Raw genomic sequence first — 12,853 nt, 5'->3', positions numbered from 1 at the left:
GGTGCCCGGACCGGCCAAATGCGCAGGCTGCAAATGGGCGATCCGGGCACCGGACGGACTTCACCGAAATGGTGCAGCTTCAGCTGACCTGGTAGTCCTGGAAATCGGCATATTCCTGCCGGGCGGCCTCCAGCAATTCACGCCAGTTGCGGACATCGGGACGCCGACGCAGCAACGCGCGCCGCTCCCGTTCCGTCATTCCGCCCCAGACACCGAATTCGATCTTGTTGTCGAGCGCTTCACCCAAGCACTCGGTACGGACCGGGCAACCGAAGCAGATCATGCGCGCCTTGCGCTGCTCGGCCCCGCGGACGAACAACTGGTCCGGATTCTGGTCGCGGCACGCCGCGCGAACCCGCCAGTCCCCCTGCTCGAACATCAAAGCTCCCCCAGCTCCTCACTGGATCGTCGGCGACTGTTCTCGTCCGGAGCCCCCCGGCACCGGATGCCGCGGCCGATTGGCCGCAACAGTGCTGTCGCTGGACGTGGACGCACTTTAGAGCCCGCTGGTTCCACAACCAAACAACGGTTGTCGCTCCGTTATCTTTGAAGCTCATCACATCGGGCGGATCTCCTGCGTGACACTCCGTCACCACGAGCGGCGGTTTTACGCTGGCGAAGTGCGGGTGCGAGATGGGGTGCTGAAACTTTTCGGCCTGTGTGTGCTGGCCGGCGTCCTGGTAGCCGGCATGCTGTTCCCGGTCGCGGGGTCACTCGGAGTGGTCTCCAACCGCGCCGGCGACGCGGTGAACAGCATTTCCGCGGAGCTGATGACGCAGGACCCACCACTTGTGACGACAATCACAGATCGCTACGGAAAACCGGTGGCGTACCTGTTCGACCAGAACCGGACGCCCGCGGCGCCGGACCAGATCGCCGACACGATGAAGGCCGCGATCGTCGCGATCGAGGACCGCCGCTTCTTCGACCACCAGGGCGTCGACTGGGCGGGCACGCTGCGCGCCGCGGTCACCAACCAGGTCTCCGGCGGCATCGCGCAGGGCGGGTCCACGCTCACCCAGCAGTACGTGAAGAACTACCTGGTGCACGTGGTCGCCGCCAACGACCCGGTCAAGCAGGCCAAGGCCATCGAGCAGACCCCGGCGCGCAAGCTGCGGGAGATCCGGATCGCGTTGCAGCTGGAGAAGCAGCTGGGCAAGGAGGAGATCCTGGCCCGCTACCTCAACGTCGTGCCGTTCGGGAACCAGGCGTACGGCGTGGCGGCCGCCGCGCGGACCTACTTCAACACCACGCCCGACAAGCTGACCATCGCGCAGGCCGCGTTGCTGGCGGGCATGGTCAACAGCCCCAGCGCGCTGAACCCCGAGAACAACCCCGGGGAGGCGCTGACCCGGCGCAACCTGGTGATCCAGGCGATGGAGGACCAGCACCGGATCACCCACCAGGCGGCCGAGGACGCGCGCCGCGCCCCGCTGGGCCTCGCCCACCCGCTCGGCTCCATCCCCAACGGCTGCGTCGGCGCGGGCCCGTCCGACGGGTTCTTCTGCCGCTACGTGACCGACTACCTGGAACGCGCCGGGTTCTCCGAGGAGCAGCTCAAGCGCGGCGGCTACACGATCCGCACCACGCTGGACCCCAAGGCCACCGGCGCCGCCAAGCAGGCCGCCGAGCGCGGCGTCCCGAAGACGACCAAGGGCATCGCCAACGTCATGAGCGTGGTCGAACCGGGGCGGGACAAGCACCGCGTGCGGGCGCTGGTAGCCAACCGCGACTTCGGCAACGACGCGAGCAAGGGTCAGACCGCGTACGCGCTGCCCAGCGGTATCGCCAAGTTCGGCGCCGGGTCGATCTACAAGGTCTTCACCTCGGCGGCGGCGCTGGAGAAGGGCATGGGGATCTACAACACGGTCCAGGCGCCCGCCACCTACAGCTCGACGGTGTTCAAGAACGGCACCCGGCCCTACACCGTGGGCAACGCCGAAGGCGTCAGCCCCGGCCCGCGCACCCTGCAGAAAGCCCTCGCGACCTCGCCGAACACCGCGTTCGTCGCCCTGGAGGAACGGGTGGGGCTGGCGCCGACCGTCGACATGGCGGTGCGGCTCGGGATGCGGCAGACGCTGGTCGGCGCGAACGCCAGCGGCGACCCGCTGTCGCCGAACGGCGCCAACGGCCCGTCGCAGGCCGATCTGGTCAAGCAGCGCAACATCGGCGCGTTCACGCTCGGCTACGCGCCCACCAGTCCGCTGGAGCTGAGCAACGTCGCCGCCACCCTGATGAGCGGCGGGGTGTGGTGCCCGCCCACCCCGATCGAGCAGATCCAGGACCGCAACGGCAACCCGGTGTCGATCACCGAGGACCCGTGCGAGCAGGTGGTGGACAAGCCCCTCGCCGACACCCTCACGGTCGGCATGAGCCAGGACGACCAGGCCGGGGGCACCGCCTACGCGGCCGCCAACGGAGCGGGCTGGAACCGCCCGCTGGCGTCCAAGACCGGAACCACCGAGGCGCACCAGTCCGCCGGGTTCCTCGGCGCCACGCCGCAGTTCGCCGGGGCGGTGCTGACCTTCAGCGACGGCACCTCGCCGCAGGGCATCTGCGACAGCGATCCGCCGCGGCTGTGCGGTGCCAACGGCGGCAACATCTACGGCGGCAAGGTGCCCGCGCGCACCTTCTTCGACGCGATGAAGGTCATCCACGAGGGTCTGCCGGTGCTCCCGCTGCCCGCGACCTCGGACCGGTACGCCAACGGCGGGCACGACGTGCAGGTGCCCAACGTCGTCGGCCTGGACGCGGGATCGGCCACCGACAAGCTCCAGAAGGCCGGGTACAAGGTCGAGCAGCGGTCGGTGAACAGCCAGCGGCGGCAGGGCACGGTGACCAGCCAGACCCCGCGCGGCGTCGCGCTGCCCGGCGAGACGGTCACGCTCTCGGTGAGCACCGGGTACGTGCCGCCGCCCTCGGTGCAGCCGCCCCCGCCGAAGCCGCCCGCGCAGGGCGGCGAGCAGCCGCGACCACCCGGCATCCCACCCGGCGTGTTCCCACCGTGACCAGTGCGCGGGCTTCCCCCGAGGGGAGCCCGCGCTTCGCTTCTCACGGGCTCGGTCCGCCGGTGCGGGGCGGCCATAGACTCGACGGACGTGACGAGCATGCAGACAGGTGGCACCACGCGGCGGGCCCGGTCGCGGTACCGGTTGCTCCAGGTGCGGGCGGTGGAGCGGATCACCCCGCGCATGGTGCGCGTCACGCTCGGGGGCGAGGAGCTGGCCGACTTCACCAGCAACGGCAGCGACCAGCGGATCAAGCTGTGCCTGCCGCAGCCCGGGCAGCCGATGCCGCTGGGCCGCACCCGGGCCGAGGTCTTCGCGCTGCCGCGCGAGCAGCAACCGCTCCAGCGGACCTACACGGTGCGCTGGTTCGACCCGCGGCGGCAGGAGCTCGCGATCGACTTCGTGGTGCACGACCACGACGGGCCCGGCAGCACCTGGGCGGCGAACGCCGAGGTCGGGGGCCGGATCGTCACCATCGGCCCGAGCCCGGCCTACCAGCCGCAGCCCGACGCCGATCCGCTCGTGCTGGTCGGCGACGAGACCGCGCTGCCCGCCATGTCGGCGATCCTGGAGGAGCTGCCGGCGGGGACCCGCGTCCGGGTGTTCGCCGAGGTCGCCGACGCCGCCGAGGAGCAGGACGTGCGCACGGACGCGGACGTCACCTGGACCTGGCTGCACCGCGACGGCGTCCCGGCGGGCGCGAGCGCCCTGCTCGTCGACGCGGTGCGCGCGGCCGACCTCGGACCGAACCCGCACGTGTGGGTCGGTGCGGAGGCCGACGCGGTGCACGAGCTGCGCGAGCACTGCCAACGCGCGCTGGGCCTGGAACGCCGCCGGCTGTACGCGCTCGCGTACTGGCGCCGCGGCGACACCGGGCGGTGACGAGGCGTCAGGCGGACAGTTCGGCCTTGACCAGGGCGGCGACCCGGGAGCCCTCGGCGCGGCCGGCGACCTTGGCGTTGACCGCCTTCATGACCTGGCCCATCTGCTTCATCCCGGGCTTCTCGCCCAGTTCGGCGGAGACCTCGGCGACGACGTCGCGGACCAGCTGGGCTAGTTCGTCCTCGCCGAGCGGCTGCGGCAGGTAGCGGCGCAGGATCTCCGCCTCGCCGCGCTCGGCGTCGGCCTGCTCGGCGCGACCGGCCGACTCGAACGCCTCGGCCGCCTCGTCGCGCTTCTTGGCCTCCTTGCTCAGGACCTTCTGCACCTCCTCGTCGGTGAGTTCACGCGCCTGCTTGCCCGCGACCTCCTCCTTGCCGACGGCGGCCAGGGCCATCCGCAGGACTCCGGTGACGGTGGTGTCGCGTTCCTTCATCGCGGCGGACAGGTCCGCGCGCAGCTTGTCCTTGAGCTCGGCCATGAGGTGATTATCCCGCCGCGCCCCGACGGCGGTGCGCGGGCAGCGAGCCACCCCGCTCGGCCCGCCCGTAGGGTGGGTGGGGTGAAGACGTTGGGGCGGACTCTGCTCACCGCCGGCGCGCTGGGCGCCGGGACGATCGCTTACTCGGCCGGGATCGAACGGCGGCACTGGACGCTGCGGCAGGCCACGCTGCCGGTGCTCGCCGCGGACGCGCCTCCGCTGCGGGTGCTGCACGTCTCGGACCTGCACATGATGCCGAACCAGCGCTCGAAGCAGCGGTGGGTGGCGGCGCTGGACGAGCTGGAACCCGACCTGGTGGTCAACACCGGCGACAACCTGGCGCACCCGCAGGCCGTTCCGGCCGCGCTGCGCGCACTGGGTCCGCTGCTGGACCGGCCGGGCGTGTTCGTGTTCGGCAGCAACGACTACTACGGCCCGAAGCCGAAGAACCCGGCCCGCTACCTGCTGCCCGCGTCGAAGACCAAGCGCATCCACGGGACCCCGCTGCCGTGGCGGGACCTGCGGGCCGCCATGACCGAACGCGGCTGGGTGGACGCGACGCACCAGCGGCACGAGCTGGAGGTGTCCGGCGTCCGGATCCACGTGGCCGGGCTGGACGACCCGCACCTGCACCGCGACCGCTACGACACCATCGCGGGCGCTCCCCCGGCGGACGCGCAGCTCTCGTTGGGCGTCACGCACTCGCCCGAGCCCCGGGTGCTGGACGCGTTCGCGGAGGACGACTACGACCTGGTGCTCGCCGGGCACACGCACGGCGGCCAGCTGCGGCTGCCGTTCTACGGGGCGCTGGTGACCAACTGCGACCTGGACCGCGGGCGGGCGCGGGGCGCGTCCACCTGGGGCGAGCGGATGCACCTGCACGTGTCGGCCGGGCTGGGCACCTCGCCGTACGCGCCGGTGCGCTTCGCGTGCCCGCCGGAGGCGACCTTGCTGACCCTGCTGCCCCGGACCGAAAATGGCGTCCCCACCAGCGAAAACGCGATGAGCGGGACCCCCTTCGGAGGCGCTGGGGACGTCCGCTAGACTATCTTCCGGCGGTCGGACGAGAGCCCGAGATGTTCACCGCCGCGAGATCGGGGTGTGGCGCAGCTTGGGAGCGCGCTTCGTTCGGGTCGAAGAGGTCGTGGGTTCAAATCCCGCCACCCCGACAGGCGAGAGGGCCTGGTCGGAACTTCGCGAGGAGTTCCGACCAGGCCCTTTCTTCGTGTCCACCGACCCGGTTCCACCAGCGGGTTCGGGAGAACGGACCGGCGATCACCAGTGACCTTCGCCCCTTCAGAACGGCTGCGGCGGCGACCGACAGTGGGGCGTGCGCTGCGGTGGCCTCTGCGGCCCCCAGCGCTCAGGCGGAGATCCACTACCACGGAGGAGCCGTCCGATGCCGTTCATCGACATCAAGGTCATCGCAGGGGTGTTCAGCGCCGAGGAGAAGCGGAAGCTGGTCGAAAGCGTCTCCGAAGCGGTGATCGCCGTGGAGGGTGAAGCACTGCGTCCGTCGACGCACGTCGTGATCACCGAGACGCCCAGCGGCGCGTGGGCGATCGGCGGCAGGGCGTTGACAGCCGAGGACGTCCAGGCGAAGCGCGAGGGTGCCGCGGCTGGTTGAGGCCCCACCGGTTCAGCGGGAAGCCGGTGCGCTCCGGTCCGCGCCGTCGGTCTTTCCCGGGCGGCGCGGGGTGCCCGCGATCAGGCAGGATCGGAAGCGTGAGCACCTACCCTGAGGCCAGGATTCCCGAGAAGCTGTTCGACGATCCGGAACGCGAGGCGCGCTGGCAGGCGCGGTTCCGGGCACCGCGCGTGTCGCTGCCGGACTGGGCGCGGGACGCGTCGGACCGCAGCCTGTACCTGTCGAACTCCAGCGGCACGTGGGAGATCTACGCGTGGGACCGCGCCGCGGACACCCACCGCCGGGTCACCGAGCGTCCACAAGGGACTTTCCACGGGACGTTGTCCGCGGACGGCGAGCACATCTGGTGGTTCGACGACACCGACGGCGACGAGTTCGGCAGCTGGGTCGTGGAGCCGTTCCACCCCGGCGAGTCGCGGCCCGCGCTGCCCGGCACGCACCCGGGCTACCCGGCCGGGCTGGAACTCGGCAGTTCGGTCGTCGGCCTGGGCATGTCCACCGACGACGGCGTCACGGTGTGGGTGGCCACCGATGGGGGCCCGCCGCAGGTGCTCTACCAGCACGAGCAGGACGGCGGGGTGTCCGCGATGTCGCGGGACGAGTCGATGCTGGTGATCTCGCACTCCGAGCACGGCGACAGCCGCCACCCCGCCCTGCGGGTGCTGCGCGTCGACGGCTCCGAGGTCGCCGAGAAGTGGGACGGACCGGGCAAGGGGCTGGACGCGCTGGAGTTCGCGCCCGTCCCGGGCGACCCGCGGCTGCTGGTGCTGCACGAGCGGCGCGGGCGCGAGGAGCTGCTTATCTGGGACGTCGAGGCGGACACCGAGACCGAGATCGTGCTGGACCTGCCCGGGGAGGTCTCGGCCGACTGGTTCCCGGACGGCACGGCGCTGCTGATCGCGCACACCCACCACGCGCGGACCACGATGCACCGCTACGACCTCGCGACCGGCGAGCTCACCGGCCTGCCCACCCCGCCCGGCACGGTCGTCGGCGCGTCGGTGCGCCCGGACCACTCGGTGGAGTACGTGTGGTCGTCGGCGGCGACGCCGTCGCTGGTGCGCACGGTTTCGCGGGAGGGCGACGACCGGGTGCTGCTCACGCCGCCCGGTGAGCGGGCGCCCGGTTCGGAGGCCGTCGAGGACGTGTTCGTCGAGCTGCCGTACGGGCCGAACGACACGGTGCACGCGCTGGTGGCGCGGCCGGCGGACGCCGGACCGGGACCGCTGCCGACCGTGTTCAACCTGCACGGCGGCCCGCACGCGGCCGACGAGGACCGGTTCTCCGCCTACCGGGCGGCCTGGTTGGACGCCGGATTCGCGGTGGTCGAGATCAACTACCGCGGTTCGACCGGGTACGGGTCGAAGTGGCGGGACGCGATCGAGGGCCGTCCGGGGCTGACCGAGCTGGAAGACGTCGCGCACGTGCACGACTGGGCGGTCAAGGAAGGGCTGACCACCCCGGCGCTCAGCGTCGTCGCGGGCGCGTCGTGGGGCGGTTACCTGACGCTGCTGGCGCTGGGCACCCAGCCGGAGCGGTGGGCCGCGGGCGTCGCGGGCGTGCCGGTCGCGGACTACGTCACGGCCTACGCCGACGAGATGGAGCCGCTGCGCGCCTACGACCGGGCGCTGTTCGGCGGTTCGCCGCAGGACGTGCCGGACGTGTACCGCGACTCCTCGCCGCTGACCTACGTCGACCAGGTGCGCGCCCCGGTGCTGGTGCTGGCCGGGGACAACGACCCGCGCTGCCCGCTCCAGCAGATCCTCAACTACCTGGACCGGCTCGGTGCGCGGGAGATCCCGTTCGAGTTCTACCGCTACGACGCCGGGCACGGCTCGCTCGTGGTCGCCGAGACCCTCCGGCAGGTGGCGGCGGAGATCCACTTCGCCCGCCGCGCGGTGGGCCTGGGCTGAGTCGTCGCGGTTCCGCGCGGACGTCGGTGCCGCGCGGAACCGCTTCGGCGCTCAGAGGGTGTCCGAGCGGACGACGTCGAGGTTGTGGAAGGTGGGCGTCTCGTCGCAGAGGGCGCGCATCCTGCCGGAGATCTCGTCGGTTTCGGGTAGCCGCGAGTTGCGCATGGCCTCCTCGTACGACGGGAACTCGACGAACTCGTAGTAGGTGTCCGGCCGCTCGTGGTCCCGCGTGAGGACCGCGCGGGTGGCGGTGCGCTTGCCGCCGGTGGCGTCCTCCCACTCGTCCAGCAGGTGGTTCAGCTCCGCGCCCTTGCCGGTGTGGAACTCGATGAGCTGGACGAACTTCATGCCGTCCGCCGCACCCTCGTCCACCAGGAGCTGCCGGATCGTCTCGCGCAGCTCCGGGGTGTCCTCGTGCCGGTGCACCGCCACCGCGTGCTGGGCGGCGGCCTCGACCACTTCGTCCTCCTCCCCGGCGAGCATCAGCGTGCAGCCGATCTCGCTGGGGTACTTGCGGCAGTCCACGACTTTCCTGGTCATGGCTTCCCTCCTGGGATCTCGGTGCCGCGCAGCCACGCCAGTTCCTGCCGGTAGCGCTGGTCGGGGTGGGTCGCCACGCCCTGGACCAGCGGTGCCCGCGCGTAGCACGGCGGCCAGTACCAGTCGAGGCGGCGCATGACGAGTCCGACCAGCTGCCAGTTCGCCACCACCTCGACGTTGAGGCGGCAGTGGCGGGTCCCGTGCAGCATGCGCTGGGCCTGGTCCTGCGCCTGGCCGATGACGCCGGGTGCCCGTGCGTGTTCGAGGAAGAGCACGTGCCCGTTCCGGCCGAGCACGCGGGCGATCTCGCGGGCCGCGCGGCAGGGGTCCGGTGTGGCGCACAGCGCGAACCGGCAGATCACGACGTCGAAGGCACCGGCCGGGAACGGCAGCCGCTCCAGGCCGGTGTCGACGAACTCGGCGCCGGGCGGCGGTTCCGCGAGCAACCGGGCGTCCGCGGCCACCAGCGCCAGCGAGCCGAGGTTCCGGTAGCAGAGCAGGTCGTCCGGCTGGTAGGCGCCGATGTCCAGGACGCGACCCCCGGCGTGCCTGCGCGCCAGGGTCCGGAACCGCGTCAGGACCTCGTCCGGCGCCTCCGAACCCGCGCGCTTGTAGTGGCACGTCAACGTGCCCATTGGCGAAGCATCCGCCCCGTCGCCGCCGGGCGGACAGAGCATTCCGGCCCGTTGCTCCGATCCGGTCATCAATGGCGCGACCGGTGTGCGAAGTCGCGAGAATCGGTGCGATTTCGCGCAATTGGCGTCACAGGGAGGCGGGATGGGCATCAATCGGCGCGGGTTCCTCGGCGCGGTGGCGGCGGGTGGCGCGGTGCTGGGCGTGGTCGGCGGGGGCAACCGCGTGCTGGCCGAGGCGGGACCGGGCGGGCTGACCGTGCGCGGTGACGAGTTCCTGCTCGACGGCGAGCCGTTCCGGATCCTCGCCGGGGAGATGCACTACTTCCGGACGCACCCGGACCAGTGGCGGGACCGGCTGGACCGGATGCGGGCGCTGGGGCTCAACACCGTCGACACCTACGTCGCCTGGAACTTCCACGAACCCCGGCGCGGCGAGGTCGACTTCTCCGGCTGGCGCGACGTGGTGCGGTTCGTGGAGACCGCGGCGGAGGCGGGGCTGAAGGTGACCGTGCGCCCCGGCCCGTACATCTGCGCCGAGTGGGACTTCGGCGGGCTGCCCGCCTGGCTGCTCGCCGACCGGACGATGCCGCTGCGCTGCGACGAACCGCCCTACCGCGAGCTGGTCGACGAGTGGTTCGGCACGCTGCTGCCGAAGCTCACGCCGTTGCAGGCCACCCGGGGCGGGCCGATCATCGCGTTCCAGGTGGAGAACGAGTACGGCAGCTACGGCGACGACCTGGCCCACCTGGAGCACCTGCGGAACACGTTGCGCGGCAACGGGATCGACAGCTTGCTGTACTGCTCCAACGGCCCGTCGGAGTGGATGCTGCGCGGCGGGAACCTGCCGGACGAGCTGGCGACGGTGAACTTCAGCGGCGACCCGACCGAACCGTTCGCCGCGCTGCGCCGCTACCAGCCGCGCGGGCCGCTGTGGTGCACCGAGTACTGGGACGGCTGGTTCGACCACTGGGGCGAGCAGCACAACACCACCGACCCGGCCGAGACCGCCGCGAACATCGACCGGATGCTGGCCGCCGGGGCGTCGGTCTCGCTGTACATGGCGGTCGGCGGCACGAACTTCGAGTGGTGGGCCGGGGCCAACCACGACGACGCCAAGGACCGCTACCAGCCGACCGTCACCAGCTACGACTACGACGCCCCGATCGGCGAGGCCGGCGAACTCACCGAGAAGTTCCACCGCATCCGCGAGGTCATCGGACGCCACGAACCGCTGCCGGACGTGCCGCTGCCCGCGCGCCCGCCGCGCCTGGCGCCGCAGACCGCGCAGCCGATCGGATCGGTGGGCCTGCTCGACTCGCTCGACGTGCTGAGCAAGCCGGTGCGCCGGACGACACCGGTGCACATGGAGGCGCTGGGCCAGCCGCACGGCCTGATCCACTACCGCACCGAGATCCGCGGTCCGCGCGAAACCGCCGGCGTGCGGGTGGAAGGTCTGGCCGACCGCGCGCTGGTCTTCGCCGACGGCACACCGCTGGGCACCCTCGACCGCAACGACCCGAAGGGCTCGGTCCAGGTGCCGGTGCCCGGCGACTCGGTGCGGCTGGACCTGCTGGTCGACACGGGCGGACGGATCAACTACGGGCACCGGCTGGCCGACGCGAAGGGCGTCACCGACCGCGTGCTGCACGGTTCCCAGGCCCTGTTCGGCTGGGAGATCCGCCCGCTGCCGCTGGACGACCTGTCGCCGCTGCGGTTCCGACCGGGCGCCGCCCCGGCCGGACCGGCGTTCCACCGCGCGACGCTGCGGATCGCCGACCCGGCCGACGGCTTCCTCGCACTGCCGGGCTGGGAGAAGGGTCTGGTGTGGCTCAACGGCTTCCTGCTCGGCCGCTACTGGAACCTCGGCCCGCAGCGCACCCTCCACGCGCCGAGTCCACTGTGGAGGAAGGGCGACAACGACGTGGTCGTCCTCGAACTCCACACCCCGGGCAGGACGATCGAGCTGCGCTCGGACCCGGACCTCGGCTGAGCGCGGTCAGGCGTCGAAGCGGCCGTTCTTGACGGCGGCGAGGAAGGACGACCACTGGGTCGGGGTGGTCGTGAAGTAGCCGCCATCGGGGTCCTTGCTGTCCCGGACGGCCGCGCCGCCGGGGACGCGACCGACTTCGACGCAGGTGACTGGTTGGGACGAGTAGCTGGACTTCCGCCAGCCGATCCGGGCCACCTCGATGCAGTTGCCGTTCGGCTGGCTGTAGCTGGCCTTCTGCCAGTCACCAAGTTCCATGCATCTTCTCCAACTCATCGAGGATCTCGGCCATGAGCTTCGTCGAGTCCTTCTGGCCGAGCGCGACCGCGCGGATGCTGTCCACGGCTTTCCGGTACGCGAGTACGTCATCTTCGTCCGGCACGAACGCTCCCGAACTGAAGTGTTCGAAGTGCACGACGGACGGAGCTTCCGGGAAGTCGTACAGCACGAAGGGACCGGCGATGCCGGGATGCCAGCCGATGCGGGGCGGCACGATCTGGATGGTGATGTTCTCGCGCTCCGCCAGTTCCAGGAGATACCGGAGCTGTTCCTCCATGACCTCGGGCGTGCCGATCTTGTCTCGGAGCGCGTCTTCGCCCACCAAGGCGTGGAACACAACCGGGTCCCTGCGGGTGAGCACTTCCCGCCGAGCAAGTCGAAGAACGACGCGCTGTTCCAGCTCGTACGACGGCAAACCACTCGCCGCCGCGATCGCCCGGGCGTAATCGCCGGTTTGAAGCAGTCCGGGAAGCCCCATTGGCGCCCACTCGACGATCGAGGAGGCTGCGCGCTCGCACTCCACCGCACCCGCGAGCTGTTGCGGGATGCCGGGCATGCCCACGGTGAGCCAGTTCGGTTCGCTGGCGTGACGGGCGAGCTCGATCACGCGTTGCTTCTCGGCACCGGTGATTCCGGCAGCTGTCAGCAAGGACGCGACGTCTTCCGGTGTCGGGATGCGGCGACCGGTTTCCCAGTGCGAGACGGTGCCGTGACTCAGGCCGAGTCGTCGGCTCAGTTCTCGTCCGCTCACACCCGAGCGCTCCCGGATCGACCGAATTGCCGCTGACAGTGCGCGGGCTCGGGGCGTCACACCGTTGGTGTCTACAGGCACGAGACAGATCGTAGTCGCGGCCGAAATCCAGCCACTTCGCCTGATCGTGGAATTGATCAGTGTCTACTAGACACCGATCCTGTCTACACAAGCTGATCACTCCGTAGACATCCGACGGCTGAGATGGGAGTCCTCATGCATCCGTTCCACTGGGTTCCCGGTGATGGGGCACGGCACGCGAGCCTGGACCCGCGGCCCGAGGGCGTTTTCCTGCATCCGACCGGGGCCGAGGTGCGCACGCTGTGCGGGCTGGACGTGCTCGCGGACAACTCGCAGCTCGCGTGGTTGTGGGAGACCTGCCCCGAGTGCAACGCCGAGGCGCACCGGATCTCCGCCCGCTCGACGACTTCCAGGAGGACGCGTTGATGTTCGCCGCGTGGACCGCTCTCAGCTGCCTGATCATCGCCGTCGGCGGCGTGTTGATGCACTCGGGGACCTGGGGTTCGCGGCCGCAGCACGCCGGAGCCGGGGAAGGCGCGGTGAGCGTGTGGCAGCTCATCGCGCAGGTCGAGCAGGAGGCCCGGCAGCGGGAGCGGGGCGGTCGGCACCGGCTCCGCGAGGAACCACCACCGTCCACATCGGACATACCGGCGGAACCACCGCTGGACGCGCCGGAATGGCCGCCACCGCCGTGAGTCGTCGGCTCGGCGT

Annotated in this window: 14 protein-coding genes and 1 tRNA gene; 9 read left to right on the top strand and 6 right to left on the bottom strand. The window is 71.1% G+C overall.

Going from position 1 to position 12,853, the window contains the following annotated elements; genetic code table 11:
- Positions 1 to 79 precede the first annotated feature (79 nt).
- On the bottom strand, positions 80 to 379 hold the full coding sequence (locus tag NV263_RS01245; protein ID WP_263250497.1) for a WhiB family transcriptional regulator: 300 nt from the start codon (positions 377 to 379) through the stop codon (positions 80 to 82).
- Positions 380 to 689: 310 nt separating this feature from the next.
- Between NV263_RS01245 and NV263_RS01240 the strand changes: the two genes are divergently transcribed.
- Together NV263_RS01240 and NV263_RS01235 are read left to right on the top strand one after the other, a co-directional pair.
- Complete coding sequence (locus NV263_RS01240; RefSeq protein ID WP_263253987.1) at positions 690 to 3,008, top strand: penicillin-binding protein; 2,319 nt, start codon at positions 690 to 692, stop codon at positions 3,006 to 3,008.
- A 99-nt stretch (positions 3,009 to 3,107) separates the two neighbouring features.
- Positions 3,108 to 3,890 (top strand): siderophore-interacting protein, encoded by a 783-nt coding sequence (locus NV263_RS01235; RefSeq protein WP_263253986.1) that lies wholly within the window; start codon positions 3,108 to 3,110, stop codon positions 3,888 to 3,890.
- A gap of 7 nt (positions 3,891 to 3,897) precedes the next feature.
- Here NV263_RS01235 and NV263_RS01230 read toward each other — a convergent pair whose 3' ends face one another.
- The gene (locus tag NV263_RS01230; RefSeq protein WP_263250496.1) at positions 3,898 to 4,368 is read right to left on the bottom strand and encodes a GatB/YqeY domain-containing protein; all 471 of its coding nucleotides are present in this window, start codon (positions 4,366 to 4,368) and stop codon (positions 3,898 to 3,900) included.
- Positions 4,369 to 4,449: 81 nt separating this feature from the next.
- On the opposite strand from NV263_RS01230, the gene NV263_RS01225 reads away from it, so the two are divergent.
- From NV263_RS01225 to NV263_RS01210, 4 genes are all read left to right on the top strand, one after another.
- Positions 4,450 to 5,412 carry a metallophosphoesterase gene (locus NV263_RS01225; RefSeq protein WP_263250495.1) on the top strand — a complete coding sequence of 321 codons (963 nt, stop codon included), beginning with the start codon at positions 4,450 to 4,452 and terminating at the stop codon, positions 5,410 to 5,412.
- 51 nt (positions 5,413 to 5,463) lie between these two features.
- A tRNA-Pro gene (locus NV263_RS01220) sits at positions 5,464 to 5,537 on the top strand.
- A 230-nt stretch (positions 5,538 to 5,767) separates the two neighbouring features.
- Positions 5,768 to 5,995 (top strand): tautomerase family protein, encoded by a 228-nt coding sequence (locus NV263_RS01215; protein WP_263250494.1) that lies wholly within the window; start codon positions 5,768 to 5,770, stop codon positions 5,993 to 5,995.
- A 98-nt stretch (positions 5,996 to 6,093) separates the two neighbouring features.
- The gene (locus NV263_RS01210; RefSeq protein ID WP_263250493.1) at positions 6,094 to 7,929 is read left to right on the top strand and encodes a S9 family peptidase; all 1,836 of its coding nucleotides are present in this window, start codon (positions 6,094 to 6,096) and stop codon (positions 7,927 to 7,929) included.
- A gap of 51 nt (positions 7,930 to 7,980) precedes the next feature.
- On the opposite strand, the gene NV263_RS01205 is transcribed toward NV263_RS01210, so the two are convergent.
- Together NV263_RS01205 and NV263_RS01200 are read right to left on the bottom strand one after the other, a co-directional pair.
- Complete coding sequence (locus NV263_RS01205; protein ID WP_263250492.1) at positions 7,981 to 8,469, bottom strand: DUF1059 domain-containing protein; 489 nt, start codon at positions 8,467 to 8,469, stop codon at positions 7,981 to 7,983.
- The gene (locus tag NV263_RS01200) at positions 8,466 to 9,104 is read right to left on the bottom strand and encodes a class I SAM-dependent methyltransferase (RefSeq protein ID WP_263250491.1); all 639 of its coding nucleotides are present in this window, start codon (positions 9,102 to 9,104) and stop codon (positions 8,466 to 8,468) included. The genes NV263_RS01205 and NV263_RS01200 overlap by 4 nt, the downstream gene beginning before the upstream one ends.
- Before the next feature lie 142 nt (positions 9,105 to 9,246).
- On the opposite strand from NV263_RS01200, the gene NV263_RS01195 reads away from it, so the two are divergent.
- Positions 9,247 to 11,094, top strand: coding sequence for a glycoside hydrolase family 35 protein (locus NV263_RS01195; RefSeq protein ID WP_263250490.1), 1,848 nt, complete (start codon positions 9,247 to 9,249; stop codon positions 11,092 to 11,094).
- Between the two features lie 6 nt (positions 11,095 to 11,100).
- On the opposite strand, the gene NV263_RS01190 is transcribed toward NV263_RS01195, so the two are convergent.
- Together NV263_RS01190 and NV263_RS01185 are read right to left on the bottom strand one after the other, a co-directional pair.
- The gene (locus NV263_RS01190; protein ID WP_263250489.1) at positions 11,101 to 11,349 is read right to left on the bottom strand and encodes a DUF397 domain-containing protein; all 249 of its coding nucleotides are present in this window, start codon (positions 11,347 to 11,349) and stop codon (positions 11,101 to 11,103) included.
- Positions 11,336 to 12,202 carry a helix-turn-helix domain-containing protein gene (locus NV263_RS01185; protein WP_263250488.1) on the bottom strand — a complete coding sequence of 289 codons (867 nt, stop codon included), beginning with the start codon at positions 12,200 to 12,202 and terminating at the stop codon, positions 11,336 to 11,338. Before NV263_RS01185 ends, NV263_RS01190 begins: the two co-directional genes overlap by 14 nt.
- Positions 12,203 to 12,337: 135 nt before the next feature.
- Between NV263_RS01185 and NV263_RS01180 the strand changes: the two genes are divergently transcribed.
- Both NV263_RS01180 and NV263_RS01175 read left to right on the top strand, forming a co-directional pair.
- Positions 12,338 to 12,568 carry a zinc finger protein gene (locus NV263_RS01180; protein WP_263250487.1) on the top strand — a complete coding sequence of 77 codons (231 nt, stop codon included), beginning with the start codon at positions 12,338 to 12,340 and terminating at the stop codon, positions 12,566 to 12,568.
- Entirely contained in the window at positions 12,568 to 12,837 is a 270-nt protein-coding gene (locus NV263_RS01175) for a hypothetical protein (RefSeq protein WP_263250486.1), read from the top strand. The genes NV263_RS01180 and NV263_RS01175 overlap by 1 nt, the downstream gene beginning before the upstream one ends.
- Positions 12,838 to 12,853: the final 16 nt, after the last annotated feature.

The sequence above is a fragment of the Saccharopolyspora rosea genome, from assembly GCF_025643595.1.
Classification (GTDB): Bacteria; Actinomycetota; Actinomycetes; order Mycobacteriales; family Pseudonocardiaceae; genus Saccharopolyspora; species Saccharopolyspora rosea.
Note: the sequence above shows the minus strand (reverse complement) of the source record. Positions and strands in the feature narration are given on the sequence as shown.